Origin of the sequence: Flavobacterium sp. Root901 (assembly GCF_001429765.1) — a bacterium.
Classification (GTDB): domain Bacteria; phylum Bacteroidota; class Bacteroidia; order Flavobacteriales; family Flavobacteriaceae; genus Flavobacterium.
In genome coordinates, this window is the sequence record NZ_LMJB01000001.1 from 450,239 (window position 1) to 467,851 (window position 17,613).

The 17,613-nt window shown below is 33.6% G+C and carries 12 protein-coding genes and 1 tRNA gene; 9 read left to right on the plus strand and 4 right to left on the minus strand.

Annotated elements, in window-relative coordinates; genetic code table 11:
- Positions 1-74 precede the first annotated feature (74 nt).
- The 7 genes from ASE21_RS01745 to ASE21_RS01775 all read left to right on the plus strand — a co-directional run bounded on the left by ASE21_RS01745 (position 75) and on the right by ASE21_RS01775 (position 10,426).
- Complete coding sequence (locus tag ASE21_RS01745) at positions 75-1,271, plus strand: SH3 domain-containing protein (RefSeq protein ID WP_057120833.1); 1,197 nt, start codon at positions 75-77, stop codon at positions 1,269-1,271.
- Between the two features lie 50 nt (positions 1,272-1,321).
- Complete coding sequence (panB, locus tag ASE21_RS01750; protein ID WP_057120834.1) at positions 1,322-2,140, plus strand: 3-methyl-2-oxobutanoate hydroxymethyltransferase; 819 nt, start codon at positions 1,322-1,324, stop codon at positions 2,138-2,140.
- Between the two features lie 205 nt (positions 2,141-2,345).
- Positions 2,346-3,035, plus strand: coding sequence for an RluA family pseudouridine synthase (locus ASE21_RS01755; protein ID WP_057120835.1), 690 nt, complete (start codon positions 2,346-2,348; stop codon positions 3,033-3,035).
- A 76-nt stretch (positions 3,036-3,111) separates the two neighbouring features.
- Positions 3,112-4,440 carry an aldehyde dehydrogenase gene (locus ASE21_RS01760; protein WP_057120836.1) on the plus strand — a complete coding sequence of 443 codons (1,329 nt, stop codon included), beginning with the start codon at positions 3,112-3,114 and terminating at the stop codon, positions 4,438-4,440.
- A 114-nt stretch (positions 4,441-4,554) separates the two neighbouring features.
- Positions 4,555-5,349 carry a hypothetical protein gene (locus ASE21_RS01765; RefSeq protein ID WP_057120837.1) on the plus strand — a complete coding sequence of 265 codons (795 nt, stop codon included), beginning with the start codon at positions 4,555-4,557 and terminating at the stop codon, positions 5,347-5,349.
- Positions 5,350-5,439: 90 nt separating this feature from the next.
- Positions 5,440-9,489, plus strand: a complete 4,050-nt coding sequence (locus tag ASE21_RS01770) for a PAS domain S-box protein (protein ID WP_057120838.1) — start codon at positions 5,440-5,442, stop codon at positions 9,487-9,489.
- Positions 9,490-9,580: 91 nt separating this feature from the next.
- On the plus strand, positions 9,581-10,426 hold the full coding sequence (locus ASE21_RS01775; protein ID WP_057120839.1) for a neutral zinc metallopeptidase: 846 nt from the start codon (positions 9,581-9,583) through the stop codon (positions 10,424-10,426).
- A gap of 228 nt (positions 10,427-10,654) precedes the next feature.
- On the opposite strand, the gene ASE21_RS01780 is transcribed toward ASE21_RS01775, so the two are convergent.
- The 4 genes from ASE21_RS01780 to ASE21_RS01795 form a co-directional block, all read right to left on the minus strand.
- A tRNA-His gene (locus ASE21_RS01780) sits at positions 10,655-10,728 on the minus strand.
- A gap of 66 nt (positions 10,729-10,794) precedes the next feature.
- Positions 10,795-11,511: a bacillithiol biosynthesis deacetylase BshB1 gene (gene bshB1, locus ASE21_RS01785; RefSeq protein ID WP_057120840.1), complete on the minus strand. Its 717-nt coding sequence runs from the start codon at positions 11,509-11,511 to the stop codon at positions 10,795-10,797.
- 155 nt (positions 11,512-11,666) lie between these two features.
- The gene (locus ASE21_RS01790; RefSeq protein WP_057120841.1) at positions 11,667-12,725 is read right to left on the minus strand and encodes a chorismate-binding protein; all 1,059 of its coding nucleotides are present in this window, start codon (positions 12,723-12,725) and stop codon (positions 11,667-11,669) included.
- 4 nt (positions 12,726-12,729) lie between these two features.
- A complete protein-coding gene (locus ASE21_RS01795; protein ID WP_057120842.1) occupies positions 12,730-13,161 on the minus strand; it encodes a PaaI family thioesterase in 432 nt (143 codons plus the stop codon).
- A gap of 308 nt (positions 13,162-13,469) precedes the next feature.
- Here ASE21_RS01795 and ASE21_RS01800 point away from each other — a divergent pair, with 308 nt between their 5' ends.
- Positions 13,470-14,978: a hypothetical protein gene (locus ASE21_RS01800; protein ID WP_057120843.1), complete on the plus strand. Its 1,509-nt coding sequence runs from the start codon at positions 13,470-13,472 to the stop codon at positions 14,976-14,978.
- 466 nt (positions 14,979-15,444) lie between these two features.
- Positions 15,445-17,292, plus strand: a complete 1,848-nt coding sequence (locus ASE21_RS01805) for an endonuclease (RefSeq protein WP_057120844.1) — start codon at positions 15,445-15,447, stop codon at positions 17,290-17,292.
- The last annotated feature ends 321 nt before the right edge of the window (positions 17,293-17,613 follow it).

A 17,613-nucleotide genomic window follows, 5' to 3' on the forward strand; every position in this document is an offset into this window, starting at 1 on the left:
ATTTTCACTTTTTTTTTAGCAATAATACAGAAAAAAATAATGAAATTTGCGCCTGAAAATAAATGAAAATATTTATGAAAAAAATCTATATTCTAACTGCACTATTTTTGACAGTTATATTAAATGCGCAACAACGTTACTTTGTTAACTCAGACACGAGGCTTTATACCTCTGCCAGTACTTCTGCTGATTTTTTGGGATACTTTAAATACGGCGCAGAAGTCCAGTTATTATCCGAAAATAAAAACGGCTGGTATAAAGTAAAAGCGGATAATTTAAATGAAGGCTTTATTCAGGGAAAATTTATTGCTTCAAGTTTAAATGCCAAAGATGAAAAAATAAAAGATAAAGAAAACCCTATAATTGAAGGTGGAGATAATTACAACGGCGGAAATCACCTTTTTGTTTTGGCTGCCGGACTGAAAGCAAGAGCATTACCGGATAAAAATTCAAAAATAAAAGAAATCTTCTTTACCGGAGATGCTGTTACTGTTAATTATCTTCCTAAAAATCCGGAAGAATGGGTTAATATAAATGGTAGTTTTGATCCGGAATATGCACAATATACGCTCCGAAAATTTATTGGCAAAAGACCGGATTTTGATTCTCTTCTAAAAGATTTTGACAAGCTGGATGTAAACGCAGTTTCTGATCGTAAAACTCTTGGAGAAAGAATTGTTGAGCTGGCATGGAACAGCGAAAATTCTAAACTTGCTCCCGCCTATCAAAGATATTATGAAGTTGTAAAGCAATTAAATGATCCTAAACTTATTACTGATACTGAATTGAATATGGCTATTGCAAAAGGATTGGCAAGCCATAAAACATCTGAACAAATTATTGCTTTCTTCAAAAAGGCAGAGTTTAGCCTAAAAGGATTGAAAACAAAATCTCTTTATTCTACCCAGAAAAATATACTAAGCACTTTTGGCAAACCTTCAAAAAAAGCGAATGTCAGCGATGAATGCGGACTATATTTAAGCGACCTTTTTTATTATTATCCGGATTTAGAGGTTTCTGTTAACGAAAAGAAAAATCAGGCAGAAATTATCAAGGTTTTTATTAATGAAAACAACAAATTTATTATTAATGCGAACGCAGTTTTAGATAATTCGCTATCAGAAAAAGCTTTCATTGAAAAATATGGAACTTATATTGATGCTTCCATAAAATCACCTCATAATTATTCTATTATAATGGACGACAGTCAATTTAAAATAGAATTTAAAGACGGTAAACTTTTTTCTGTTGAAATATTCTTTTATTGCTGATTCCCCTTTTACAATTATTCAATACTTTTACAGTATCAAAAAAATATAAAATGTCAGTAGCAAAAAAAGATTATAAAAGAATCACCACAAAGTCATTAATTGAAATGAAAAGCAACGGAGAAAAAATCTCTATGCTTACCGCGTATGATTATACAATGGCTAAAATTGTTGATACCGCCGGAGTCGATGTGATTTTAGTAGGAGATTCTGCTTCAAACGTAATGGCTGGTCACGAAACGACGCTTCCAATTACTTTAGATCAAATGATATACCACGCTTCATCTGTAGTCCGCGCTGTAGAAAGAGGTTTGGTTGTGGTTGATTTACCTTTCGGAAGTTACCAGTCAGATCCAAAAGAAGCTTTGCGTTCTGCTATCAGAATCATGAAAGAAAGCGGCGGACATGCTGTAAAATTAGAAGGCGGGAAAGAAATAAAAGAATCAATCAAAAAAATATTAAATGCCGGTATTCCGGTTATGGGACATTTAGGTTTAACACCTCAATCGATCTATAAATTTGGAACTTACAGTGTTCGTGCAAAAGAAGAACAAGAAGCTGAAAAATTGATCGAAGATGCCCAAATGCTTGAAAAAGTAGGCTGTTTTGGAGTTGTTCTTGAAAAAATCCCTGCAGCTCTGGCTGAAAAAGTAGCAAAAAGTATTTCAATTCCCGTTATAGGAATTGGTGCCGGAGGCGGCGTTGACGGTCAGGTTTTAGTTATTCATGATATGTTAGGAATGAATAATGAATTCAGCCCGCGTTTCTTGCGTCGTTATTTAAATCTTTATGAAGAAATGACAAAAGCAATCGGCCAGTATGCTGCTGATGTTAAATCCAGCGATTTTCCTAATGCTGGAGAGCAATATTAATTTCAAGATGCTAAGGTTCTAAGTTCCTGAGATTCTAAGTTTTCAGGGGCAAAAATTTAAAAAGCTTTTTTTATAATTATAAAAATCTTAATTGCCTCCAGCTTTAGCTGGAGGTTCATTTTTAAGTATGTTCAAAAGCTTTAGACTAATACATAAACTATTGGAATTAATCTAAAAACAGAATTCTAAATTCCCAAGTATAAAAATGAAAATTCTTTCAGATAAAAATAATCTCCAGATATTACATGAGGATAATCACATTATTGTGGTTAATAAACGTGTTGGTGATATTGTACAAGGTGATAAAACAGGTGATAAGCCTTTGTCTGATATTGTAAAAGAATATATCAAAGACAAATACAATAAACCGGGCGATGTTTTTTTGGGAGTAATTCACCGATTAGATCGTCCCACAACCGGAATTGTGGTTTTTGCCAGAACAAGTAAAGCATTGTCACGTATGAATGAATTGTTCAGCAATCGTGAAACTCAAAAAACGTATTGGGCAGTTGTAAAGAATAAACCAGCCGATGCAGCTGCAAAACTGGTTCATTATTTAAAACGAAATGAAAAAAATAATACATCAAAAGCACATTTAAAAGAAGTTCCGGACAGTAAACTGGCCAGTCTTGATTATAAAATTATAAAAGAACTTCAAAATTATACAGCCCTGGAAATCAATCTCCATACGGGGCGTCATCATCAAATTCGTGCACAATTATCTGCTATTGGTTCACCAATAAAAGGAGATTTAAAATACGGCTCTGACAGAAGTAATCCTGATGGAGGTATACATCTTCATGCCAGAAAGCTGGTTTTTGTCCATCCGGTATCCAAAGAAAATATTACGATTATTGCCCCAACTCCTGACGAAACGATTTGGAATGCCGTATGATTTTTATGATTAAATTGTTAATTTTTTAATTTTTATCGATTAACTTGCATATCCTAAAAAACAAGCTAATCAAAAAATGGATTTCAAAAACGACATTGGATACAGAAAAGAAACGCTCAAAAAGTTATTACATAACATTCAGGAAAGCGAAGATTTAATTGTAAAAGCGCTGTACGATGATTTTAAAAAACCTGAATTTGAAGCTGTTTTAACCGAGACAAATTATGTCATTTCAGAATTAAAAGACACAATTAAAAATATTAATTCCTGGGCAAAAAGAAAACGTGTTTTTCCATCCCTGCTGAATTTTCCTTCTAAAGATTACATTTACAAAGAGCCTTACGGAAATGTCTTAGTAATTGCTCCGTGGAATTATCCGTTTCAATTGGCTTTATGTCCGTTAATTTCTGCAGTCGCTGCCGGAAACAGAGTAGTTTTAAAACCATCAGAACTTACGCCTCACACCTCTTCTGTTATTGCTAAAATAATACAAAAAACATTCCATATCAATCACGTTGAAGTCTTTGAAGGCGGAGTTGAAGTTTCGAATAAATTACTGGCACAGCGCTGGGATTATATCTTTTTTACCGGAAGTGCTGCTGTTGGAAAAATCGTTGCAAAAGCTGCTGCTGAAAACCTGACTCCGGTTACATTAGAATTGGGCGGGAAAAATCCGTGTGTTATCGATGAAACTGCCAACTTAAAATTAGCTGCAAAAAGAATCGTCTGGGGAAAATTTATAAATGCCGGACAAACCTGCATTGCCCCTGATTATATTTTAATTCAAAAAAATATGAAAGTTAATTTCGTTTCATTTTTAATGGAAGAAATTGTAAAAGCATACGGTAAAAAAATAGACAAATCCCCAGATTTTGCCCGAATCATAAATACTAAAAACTGGGTTCGCCTGGATCAGATGATTGAGAAGGAAAAAGTAATTTTTGGTGGAGAAACCAACCACGATAAACTTTATATTGCTCCAACATTAATTGAAGATCCAAGTTTAGACAGCCCGGTTATGAAAGAGGAAATCTTTGGACCAATTTTACCAATTTTGACTTATGAAACTGAATCTGATATACATAACGTAATTAGTAAGTACGAAAAACCTCTCGCGTTTTATATCTTTAGTGAAAATAAATCATTTGCTAAAAAATTAATCCTAAATTATTCATTTGGAGGCGGCTGCATAAACGATACAGTAGTTCATTTTTCTAATAAAAGACTGCCTTTTGGCGGTGTCGGTCACAGCGGAATCGGAGCTTATCATGGTAAATTAAGCTTTGATACTTTTTCTCACCATAAACCGATGGTAAAAAAGGCAAACTGGCTCGATATGCCCATGAGATATGCACCTTATAAGGATAAACTGGCTTCAATAAAACGCATTTTAGACTGGCTTTAAATTAGAAACAATTTCGTAATGTTTTTTAGATTTTTATACGGAATTGATTTTAAATATTATATTTACGTCAACAATTATTAAGACTAAGAATATAATACAACTCTACTTTTTAAAATGAAATCTACACCTGAACAAATTGAGGACATCAAAAAAGATGGCTATTCGATAGATTTTTCTAATGTTTTTAATTACGCTTTTGAAAACTATAAAAAAATAGCTGTTTACTCTGGGATAATAATGTTAATCCTTACAATTGTTTTCTTTATACTATTTACTTTATTAGGAACAATTTACGGCGATTTAAAGGGCTTGTCTGATAACCTTGTAAAACTTTTGGGAAATCAGGATACTGCATCGACTGAATTTCTAATCCTGACAATTTCAATTACATTTATAACGGCTTTATTTACCCCTTTTGGTGCCGGTTTTCTTAAAATGGCACAATATGCAGATAAGGATCAGAAATTTAATTTTTCATCCATTTTCAGTTATTACAACCCACCCTATGTATTTCCATTATTTTCTGCTGCTTTTATTTTGGGAGTTGTAAGTACTGGAATTAATTATCTTTTAGAAACCCTTGGAGTTAGTTATTTAGGATCTGCATTGTCATTATTCATTTCGTATTTTACTTTTTTTACAATTCCATTAATTGTTTTTGGAAACCTAAGTGTTTTTGATGCGATAAAATCAAGTATAATTCTTGTGAGCAAAAACCCTTTAACAATTTTTGGGCTTTTTATAATAGGCTATATTGGCTCAGTCGTAGGTGTTGTGGTTTGTGTAGTCGGAATATTTTTTACGGCTGTATTTAATACTTCTATAACTTATGCTGCTTATTTTTCAATTTTTGATGATGAAGAAAAACGAGATCCTATTGATTCAATTGGAAGATCGGATTTAGAATAAAAAACTGAATTCTAATATCAACAAGAGCCTAACCAACTCTTTATTAGAATTTTAAACTATTTTTACTAAACCAAATTACGCTCAAAATCTATGGTAGAAAACTATAGTTTTTTCAATCTATTGGTTTCAGGAATTGCCAATTATGGTAATACCCTGAAATCAATTATGACAAACTGGTACGTTTTCAATTCAGATATCATTTTTTACAATAATCCAAAATTTATTATTCTTGGCCTGTCTTTATTTGGCTTTTTGGGTTTACTCGTTTATCAGTTTTTCCGAATTAAGGCTAAAATTGGAAATTTCATTGAAAAAAAGAAAGAAGCAGATACAGCAGGAAGAGAATATCAGCTTTATATTTTGTTTTTTGGTATTGCGGTAATTGTAATCGAAATTATTAATGAAATTTTCAAAATCAGGCCAAAGAGCTTATTAATTCAAAACGTTTCAATTGGTTTTGCTGTCCTTATTTGTTATATAATTACTGATAAAATAAAAGAACTGAGAGATAAAATCCAGCAGATTTTTATTTTTGGCTTCTTCATTTACATGACTTATGTATGTTATAACATTCTTGCTTTTAATGATGATGTTGTACCTGTTATTGTTTTTTTAATCTCCTTTTTCTTTTCATACAATATTTTAAAACCAATAAAAATTTACTGGATTTTTGTGGCAGCAGTTTTTACATTTCTAACATTAACAGTTGTATTTCAATTAATTCCTGTAAAATCTTCTATTTTACTGATTAATTTCTGCATTCTGATTTTCATTATCAATCAGGTTAAATATGCCGTTTTACAAAACAATCGGGACAACTTCAGGTTTGCCAACGAAATTGTCCATAAAGGAAACTCACTAACAATTGCAACAGACCAAAAAGGCGAAATACTATTTTGCAGTGAGACTATAACTTCTATTTTAGGTTATCAGCCCGAAGAAGTAATGGGACTGAATTTCTGGAAACTCACAAAAGGAAACGAATACAACAAAAATATTTCTTTGACACATCATGCAGAAAATAAAATTTATACCCGAAAATTAAAAACCAAAAACGGAGAATACAAATACATTCAGTGGAAAGATAAAAAATTCTCTGATGATCTCATTATAAGTATTGGCCAGGATGTTACGGAGCAGATTATAGTACAGGACCAATATAAAAACCTGATTCAGACTGCAACCGATATTATTTTTGAAGTTGATGCCGACGGCTATTTTACTTTTGTAAATGAATTTGCATACTCACTTTTGGGTTATTCAGAAGATGAAATAATTCAAAAGCATTATTCAAATTTCATTCATGAAAAATATACAATGGGTGCAGTTGATTTTTATGAAAATTTTGAAAGCAACGGAAATAAATTTCCTATAATAGAACTTCCAATTTTAAAGAAGAACGGACAGGAATTATGGATTTCGCAAAAAATTATCATTCGCAAAAATGATTTAGGTCAAACCATTGGTTTTGCGGGAATCGCAAGAGATATTACCGAAATTAAAAACGCTGAAAACGAGAAAAAAAGGCGTCTGGAAAAAATTGAAGCTTATAATAATTCAACCAAAAAATTATCAACTACAGATTTCAGCACTTATGACAATTTAAACACTGTTATTGATTATATCATAAAAGAAGCTTCGACTGTCAGTAAATCAAACCGGGTTAGTTTTTGGAAATATTATAAAGATCTTATTACCTGTAAAAATTTATACAGCATTGATAATCAAAACCTGTCAGACAAAAACATTCTGGACAAAGCATCGTATCCCATTTATTTTGAAACATTAAAAAACAAGGCCATTATAAATGCTCCGGATGTTTTTAACAAACTGGAAACGTCAGAGTTTCAAAACCTTTATTTTACCAAAAACAAAATAAAATCAATGCTTGATGTTCCGATATTTTTAAGCGGAAAACTCGCAGGAGTAGTTTGTTTTGAAAATACCGAAGAGAAAAGAGAATGGGACAATGAAGATATTAATTATGCCAGAACAATTTCAGACGTTATTTCTCTTGCCATTTCAATGCAGATGCGTCTGGAAACAGAACGCCGCCTGGAATTTAAAAGTCAGCTTTTATCGGCACTTTCACTTTGTACAGAGAAATTTTTGCTGAGCAAGTCTACAGAACAAATGTTTCAGGAAACATACGATTTAATTGGAAGAGCTTCTAAGGCAGATCACATGTTTTATTATGAAAGAGACTTTACCTCCAATACTGTTGTGCAAAAATACAAATGGTCCAGAAAAGGGATTCCGCATCAAATTACACCTCTGCGCCACATGACAGAAGAGAATCTGAAAGAAATTTTTGAAGCCGCAAAAAACAAACGAATTGTAAATACTTATACGCGAAAACTCGAAAATAAATTTTTCAAACAATTACTGATTGATAATGAAATAAAATCAATTTTAATTTTACCGCTGTATATCAATGATATTTTTACGGGATTTATTGGCTTTGATGACTGCAGTAAAGAACGAAAATGGTCTGAAGAAGAAGTTTACATTTTTCAGGTTCTGGCCAATAATATCTCATCGGCATTAGAAAGAAACCGAAACGAAAGTAAGATTATTGAAAGTGAAGAAAAGTTTAAACTAATAGCCAATAATATTCCGGGAACTGTTTATTTGTCGAAATTTGATGCTTTTTCAACTAAAATTTTCCTAAATGACGAAATCCAGAATTTAACCGGATATTCAAAAGCGGAGTTTATTGAAAACAACCTTTCATTCCTATCACTGATCCATAATGAAGACCGCGACGAAGTGATCAACAACCAAATAGATAACCTTCAAAACGGTATTCCTCTGCATAATGTTTACCGAATTAAAAGAAAAACCGGAGAATATATTTGGGTAGAAGAATTTGGAGACGTGATTAAAAAAGGCGACGAAATTGAATTTGTGGGAGGAATTTACTTTGACATTACCAATAAAAAAGAAACTGAAGACGCTATTAAAGCCAAACAATTAGCAGAAGCGGCCAATAAGTCAAAATCGGATTTTCTTGCTAATATGTCGCATGAAATCAGGACTCCATTAAATGGAATCATAGGTTTCACGCATTTACTCATGAAAACGGAACTGGAGGAAATTCAGGAAAAATACATGACAACCATTAATCAATCAGCTCATTCACTGCTGGAGATTATCAATGATATTCTTGATTTTTCTAAAATTGAAGCGGGAAAACTAGAGCTTTTTATTGATTTATATGATATTAAAAAAGTACTGGGTCAGGTTTTCGATTTGATCGTTTTTGAGTCCAATCAAAAAAATCTGCAGCTGGAACTAAATGTCGATCAGGATGTTCCAAAATATATCTGGACTGATATTGTCAGGATAAAACAAATCCTGATTAACCTGCTTTCAAATGCTGTAAAATTTACCAACGAAGGTTCCATAAAATTGAATGTTTCTGTTTTGGCAAAAAACAAGAATAACAATTGTACAATTCGTTTTTCTGTAATTGATACTGGAATTGGAATTATGGAGAAAAATCAGAAGAAGATTTTTAAAGCTTTCTCTCAGGCAGACAGCTCTACAACAAGAAAATTTGGAGGAACCGGTTTAGGATTAACCATATCAAATCAGCTTTTGGCTTTAATGGAAAGCCGCTTGCAGCTTGAAAGCAAAATTGGCGAAGGAAGTAATTTTTTCTTTGATTTAAACTTAAAAACCAGCAATCAGAGCATCAATGAGAAATACAATAACGAATTAAAAAACCTGGTCTCACCTATTGATAATAATATTGAAACAAATAACAAAAATATTCGATTCCTGATTGTAGAAGATAATAAAGTAAATATGCTCCTTTTAAAAACTATTGTAAAAAATCTCTACAATAATGCTTTTATTTATGAATGTGAAAATGGTTATGAAGCCGTAAAACAATTTGAAAGCATTAATCCAACACTTGTTTTTATGGATATTCAAATGCCAATTATGAACGGTTACGAAACCACAAAAGCGATTAGAAATACTATTACAGGAAAAAATATTCCCATAATTGCCGTAACTGCGGGAGCTGAAAAAGAAGAACGCAATAAATGCATTTCTGCCGGAATGGATGATTATATTTCGAAACCAATTATGAAAGGCACTGTCGAAGAAACTTTGGTAAAATGGTTAAAATAATTAAAACTAATCAACTTAAATCATAACATATTCCCAAAATTTGTATAAATTCGTACAAGAAAAAACATAAAAAGCTTAAATATACTTTACAATGAAATGGTTAGGAAGAAGACAAAGTGATAATGTTGAAGACAGAAGAGGAGTTTCTGGAGGAAAAGTAGCCGTTGGAGGCGGTGTTATTGGTATTATTATTTTGTTGCTGAATGTTTTTGGAGGTGAAACCGGTCAAACGGTAGGATCTGCATTAGAACAACTTCAAGGCGGACAAACCCAAACCGAAGCAGCTGCACCATTGAGTAAAGAAGATAAAGAGCTCGGAGATTTTGTTCGTGTAAATCTTGCTGATAACGAAGATATTTGGGGAAAGATATTCAGCGAACACGGAATGACGTATAAAAACCCAAAATTAGTGCTTTTTAGAGGTTCTGTTCAAACTGCCTGCGGCGGAGCATCTTCTGCGTCAGGTCCGTTTTATTGTCCTGCAGATCAAAAAGTGTATATGGATCTTGATTTCTTCGAAGAACTAAAAACAAAATTTGGTGCTAAAGGCGGTGATTTTGCCATTGCATATGTTATTGCACATGAAATTGGACATCACGTTCAGACCTTACTAGGAACATCTGAAAAAATGCATCAGGAACAGGAAGGAAAAAGTCAGGCCGAAGCCAATAAACTTTCGGTTGCTTTAGAACTTCAAGCCGATTTTTATGCAGGAGTATGGGCTCACTACAATCAGCAAAATTTAGATGAAGGTGATATAGAAGAAGCTTTAAGTGCTGCAAACGCTGTTGGAGACGACGCAATTCAGAGTAAAATGCAGGGACAAATTGTTCCCGATTCTTTTACTCACGGAACATCAGAACAAAGAATGTACTGGTTTAAAAAAGGTTTTAAAACCGGAGATATAAAACAAGGCACCACATTTGAAGAAATTTGAAAATACAATAAGCCAAATATAATAACCACCAAAAAAGCACAACTTTTCAGTTGTGCTTTTTAATTTTTAAAATCTAATATTTAAATCCAAAATCCTTTATAATTTACTCCGAAGGAGAAATGACACACACTATACAGGAATTGGAATTTGGAATTTTTTTAAAAATTTGGAATTTACTTTTTTTTGGCCACAAAAAAAGCCTTGAATTTCTTCAAGGCTTTAAATCTGGGTGGCTGACCGGGTTCGAACCGGCGACCCGCGGCACCACAAACCGCTACTCTAACCAGCTGAGCTACAACCACCATTTTTGCTTAGCGAGTGCAAATATATAACAAAGGTTTACTTCTACAAAGAAAAAAATGAAAAATTTACATCAAATTTTCTAAGCTATTGACTGCCAAACACCTTTCAACAGTAAAACCTTCTGCAAAATCTTTCCCAACTAATCTTCCTAAGTCCTGAGCACGATAATTTAAACTTTCGAAAAAGTTTTTACTCGTAATTGGCGTAGCGGGTTCTTTTGAATTCGGATCATAAAACTGTGTTTTATAAGCGGAAATCGCTTCAACTTTCTTTTTCTCAAAACCGGTAATATCAACTACAAAATCCGGAGTAAGATTTTTCCACTGAATGTAGTGATAGACTACTTTCGGCCTCCAGGCTTCCTGGTTTTCTCCATCAATTGAAGTTTCAATTTTCATTAAACCGGATAAAAAGCAAGCGTCAGAAACCAATTTGCTTCCTTTTCCGTGATCGATATGGCGATCATCAATAGCATTGCACAGTACAATTTCAGGCTTGTACTTTCGAATCATTTTAATGACCTCCAATTGATGCTTTTCATCGTTTACAAAAAATCCGTCACGAAGACCTAAATTCTCCCGAACCACAACTCCTAAAATCTTTGCAGCAGCTTTTGCTTCTTCATCTCTGGTTTCAGCTGTTCCGCGTGTACCTAACTCACCGCGTGTTAAGTCAACAATCCCAACTTTTTTCCCCAGAGAAACTTCTTTTAAAATTGTTCCGGCACAACCCAATTCTACATCATCCGGATGTGCGCCAAAAGCTAGTATATCTAATTTCATTTTTTTTTTTTGTTTTTCTTTTTTGTTTTGCTTTAAGTTTTCAGTCGCAGTTTTCAGTCGCAGTTTTCAGTCTCAGTTTTCAGTCTCAATAACTTTGACAAAGTTTTCTTAGTACCGAAACTGAAAACTGAGACTGCGACTGAAAACTGATAAACTCATAAAACTCTTTTCATCGTCATCGATTTATTGACACTTTCCTCCCATTCTTTTTCAGGAATACTTTCTTTGGTAATGCCGCATCCCATATATAAAATGGCTGTTTTATCCTGAATCTGCATGCTTCGTAAATTTACGAATAAATCAGAACTTGTCTGGGTTCCTGCAAAACTGCTGTTTAATTCTCCCAAAAAACCCGTATAAAAGGTTCTGTCGTAATTTTCATTTTCTATGATAAAAGCTTTTGCCTTTTTCTTTGGAAGTCCACACACAGCAGGAGTTGGATGAAGCGTATCGATAACTTGTTCCAAAGTTGAATTTTCATTTAATACTCCAGAAATATCTGTTTTAATATGCCAGATTGAACCTGCTTTTAAACTGTAAGGTTCTGTTACAACAACCGAATTGGCTACTTCGCGTAAGCGTTTTACAATAAAATCCGTAACATATTGCTGTTCGTCTTTTTCTTTCTGTTCCCAGCGGATTTCGGTTTCCAAATTCGCTTTTTGGGTTCCGGCCAAAGCTGTTGTTTCAAAAACATTTCCGTTTGCTTTCAGCAATTGTTCCGGCGTTGCCCCCATCCAAAATCCAATTTCAGGATGAAAGAAACAGTAACAAAAAGTTGCAGGATATAATTGAATCAAATGCTGAAAAGTATTGATAAAGTCAAACTCAGAAAGTACTGTTTTTTCACTTCTTGATAAAACTACTTTTTTGAATTCTTCATTTTTAATGGCCTGAATTCCTTTTGAAACCAAATCTTCATATTGGCTTTTAGCAGCTGCATCAAAATTTAAATCCTCAATTTCTGTTGTTTCAAAAGCAGTAATTTCTTTTTCGGCAGTAATAATTTCAGATTCATTTTCAGGAATTAATACAAGTTGTTTTTCATCAAAAGAAGCAAAAACAAATCCTTTTTCACTATAATCCGTAATTTTATACAAAGTACCATTTTGCTGTAAAAGCCCAAAAACAGTTGAAGTATTAGGTTTCGAATAAATTACAAAAGGTAAATTCTGATCGTAGTGTTTTTTAGTTTTAGAGAAAAAATTATTCATTTCCTTATTCTGTTTTCTTCTTTTCTAAAACAATATTCGTCAGTTTACAAAGCGAAATCAAATTTCCGGCTTCATCCGTAATTTTAATTTCCCATAAATGAAGACTTCTTCCTTTGTGAATAATTCTGGCTGTACCAAAAACCTCTCCTTCGCGAATACTTTTTAAATGATTTGCAGAGATTTCGATTCCGCGGACTTCCTGTTCTTTTGCATTAATAAAAAAGTGCGAAGCTGCGCTCCCTACACTTTCTGCCAAAGCAACAGAAGCACCTCCGTGCAGTAACCCCATTGGCTGATGAACGCTTGGATTTACGGGCATTTTGGCTGTCAGAAAATCTTCTCCAGCGTCGATATATTCTATTTTCAGCGTTTCCATCAAAGTGTTTTTAGAAAACTCATTGCAGTACGCCAAAATTTGTTCTTTTGTATAATTCATTAAAATGGTCTTTAAAATCGTAAAATTAAAGAAGATAATAACACAAATTGAAAAATCCTCTGCGAAAATTAAAATCGAACTTTAAACATGTAAGTTTTTTGCTATTTTTACAAAAACAATTAAAAATCAATCTTTGGCCGGAAGTTTTTTTTTGCCACAGATTGCACAGATTAAAAGGATTTAAAAATACACAATCACAAATTTCCGCGAATTTTAATTTGTGAAAATTTGTGAAATTCGTGGCAAAAAAATCTTTTTAATCCTTTTATCCCGATAGCTATCGGGAGTGGCTAAAAAACAAAACAAATATGCGTCGATACTTTGCTCTCTTTATTTTCGGAATAATTCTAGCTTTTAGTTCCTGCCGAACTGATTTTGATACCGTTGCCAGTACCGGAGATTTAAAGTTTTCAAAAGACACCGTTTATTTAGATACTGTTTTTAAAAATATCGGCTCAAGTACTTATCAGCTAAAAGTTTACAACCGAAGTAAAAACGATATTTCAATCCCAATTGTACAGCTTAAAAAAGGTTTAAATTCAAAATACCGAATGACGGTTGACGGAATGAGCGGTAACAACGGAAAGATTTTTAAAGATGTTACGCTTTTGGCGAAAGACAGTCTTTATATTTTTATAGAAACGACGGCAGATATTACAGATGCAAATCCTACTGATTTTTTGTATACCGATGAAATTCAGTTTGACAGCGGCGCCAATCTTCAGCAAGTCGCTTTGGTAACCTTGATTCAGGATGCGGTGTTTTTATTTCCAAAACAAAATGCTGACGGCACTAAAGAAAAAATCAAAATTGAAGGCAAAGATACAGACGGATTTTATCTCGATGAAAATGATCCTGAAAATGGAAACGAACTTATTTTTACCAAACAAAAACCATATGTAATTTACGGATATGCAGGAGTTCCTGAAAATAAAACCGTAACTTTTGAAGCCGGCGCGAGAGTTCATTTTCATACCAATTCCGGTTTATATGTTGGTGATAAAGCCACGCTCGAAATTAACGGAACCGCTTCGACAACAGATAAACTCGAAAATGAAGTTATTTTTGAAGGCGATCGTCTCGAATCGCTGTATGATAATATTCCCGGACAATGGAAATCTGTACTTTTCGCAAACGGAAGCACCAATCACACTATTATTCATTTGACTTTAAAAAATGCCGTTGTTGGTTTAGATTTTAAAAATCCGTTAAATACAATTGAAATCAAAAATACACAGATTTACAATTGTGTTGAATATGGAATTTTAGCCCAAAATGCTCACATCAACGGTGAAAATATCGTAATTAATTATGCCGGAATTGCAGGTTTATCTTGTGTGTATGGTGGAAATTACAGTTTTACACATTGTACTTTTAATAACAGCTGGCAAAGCAGTTCGCATTTTGCAGTGAATTTAAGTAATAGTTTAGCCGGAGCAGTTCCGGAAACAAATCCTTTGACGCAGGCGATTTTTAATAATTGTATTATTTATGGTTCGAGTACGAATGAATTCAATTTAGAAAAAAATACAAGTGCTGCTTTTGTTTATCAATTAAACAATTGCCTTTTGAAATTTGGCACTACATCAAATCCTGATTATCAATTTAAAACAGATACAGAACATTACAATAACATTATTCTGAATGAAAATCCGAAGTATTTTAATGTTTCTAAAAACCAGTTGAATATTGACAAAACTTCATCCGCTTTCGCGAAAGGGAATCCGGCCTATATAATTCCACTGGATATTTTAGGAATTACAAGAACTTCTCCGCCTGATTTGGGTGCTTATCAGAGTAAAGATTTTCCGAAGTAAAATTTTTAAATCATATAAAAAGTCCGTTAGAAAATAGTTCTTCTGTATAAAATCAGTGCCGTTAGGCACTAAATATCGGTAGAAAAACATAAATGGAGAATAATTAACTGTGCCGTAGGTACGCGATATTATCTTATTGCGTACCTACGGCACGCCAGCGAATTTTAAATCCATATGCTACCGATTTTATGTGCCGAACGGCACATTTACTTCATATTAGAATTATCTATATGCCGAAAAAATTTGATTAAATTTTAAACTCAATTTTTCAGATACTTTGCAGCTTCATGTCTATGCGAGATTGATTCAATTAAAAAACCATCAGTAAGAAAATATACCTAAAAATTAAACATCACTTAACGTTTCGTATTCATAAAAGTAATAGATTTGCTACAATACTCGTTTAAGATTCTAAAATTCAGAACTTTAAAATAGTATTAGAACAAAAACTTAAAACCCCTATTTTATGAAAAAAAACTACTTTTTGCTGTTATTGCTGTGTGTTACGATGGGCTTTGCCCAAATTCCGTCCGGTTATTACAATACCGCGACCGGAACTGGTTATACTTTAAAAACTCAATTGTATAACATTATTAAAGGACATACAGATAACGGTTATGCAGGTCTATATACTACTTACCAGACTTCTGATGTTGACAATTTTTATGAAAACGACGGAACTGTATTAGACATGTATTCTGAAAATCCATCAGGAACAGATCCATATAATTACAGTACAGGAAGTACACAGAGATGCGGCAATTATTCTGCTGAAGGCGATTGCTACAACAGAGAACATATTATTCCGCAATCTGTTTTTAATGAGCAGTCACCAATGGTTGCCGATGCACATTTTATAACTCCAACCGACGGGAAAGTAAACGGAATACGTTCGAACTATCCTCATGGAACAGTAGCTTCTGCAACTTATACTTCTCAAAACGGAAGCAAATTAGGATCAAGTTCTGTTTCCGGATATTCAGGAACTGTTTTTGAACCTATTAATGCGTTTAAAGGTGACATTGCCAGAATGTATTTTTATTTTGCAACACGTTACGAAAATACAGTTTCCGGATATTCTTATGCAATGTTTAATGGTACCAGCAGCCAAGTGTTTACAACTGCTTTCCTGAACATGCTTTTAGCGTGGAATGCACAAGATCCGGTAAGTGCGAGAGAAATTGCAAGAAACAATGCAGTTTATGCCCGACAAGGCAATAGAAATCCTTATATCGATCATCCTGAATATGTGAATCAAATCTGGGGCGGAACTTCCGGATCCGGAGATACTACAGCTCCAAGTGCGCCGACAAGTTTGGCGTCGACTTCAAAAACAGCATCTTCCATTACACTTTCGTGGAATGCTTCGACAGATAATGTTGGCGTAACAGGTTATGATGTTTATGCGAATAGCGTTTTAAAAACAACTGTATCTGGCGTTACAGCTACAATTACTGGCTTAACAGCTTCTACAGCGTATTCTATTTATGTAAAAGCAAAAGATGCTGCCGGAAATGCTTCTGCTTCAAGCAATACTATTTCTGTTACAACAAACAGCAGCGGAACAGGGACTGCAACAGATTTAATTTTCTCTGAATATATCGAAGGATCAGGAAATAACAAAGCTTTAGAAATTGCCAATAATACCGGAAATTCTGTTAGTTTATCTGCCTACACTATTAAAAAACAAACCAATGGTGCCGGATCCTGGAGTACAGGTTTGCCTTTAAGCGGAACATTGACTACAGGAAGTAAATTTGTGATTGTAAACAGTTCTATTTCTTCAACTTGTTTTTCTACAAGCGCGGCCAACATTTCGACAACAGCAACCGAATTGACTTTTAACGGAAATGATGCTGTAGGTTTATTTAAAAATGGCGTTTTAATTGACATCATCGGGACTTTTAACGGCGGAACTGCAAATTTTGCTATTGATGTTACTTTAAGAAGAAAATCGACTGTGACGTCTCCAAGTACCACTTTCAATTTGAGTTCGCAATGGGATTCGTATACAACTGATACCTGCAATAATTTAGCGAGCAAAATCAGCAGACCAATTCAAGAGAAAGTTGTGGAACTTTCAGATGAAATTGTTGTTTTCCCGAATCCTTCTAATGGAATTTTTAATATTGTTTTAGACAATTCTAATTCTCTTTATTCAATAGAAATTTTCTCTTTTTCAGGTCAAAAAGTTTTCGAAAAACAAAACACAACAGATTCTGTAGTATCTGTAAGTCATCTTTCGAGCGGAATTTATTTCGTCAAAATCGAAAAAGATTCAAAAACTACATTTAAAAAGATAGTAATCAACTAAATATTTTTTTCACGCATTTGGCAGATAAAAACAGATAAGAAACTTAAAAATTAATTGACACAGATTTTTAAAAACTCTACCAATCAAATCTGTTCAATCTGCCAAATCTGCGTGAAACAAAAACTCTGCATACGAGAAGACGCACTGCTGTGCGCCTCTACAAAACATTGATACCGATTTATCAGTAACCCTAGCAAATTAAATCTGCCAAATCTGCATGAAACAAAAACTTTGCGTCTTAGCGTCTTTGCGAGATTAAATATATTTTTGCGAGAAAACCCTGCGTATCAAAAGATGCACTGCTGTGCACCTTTACAGATG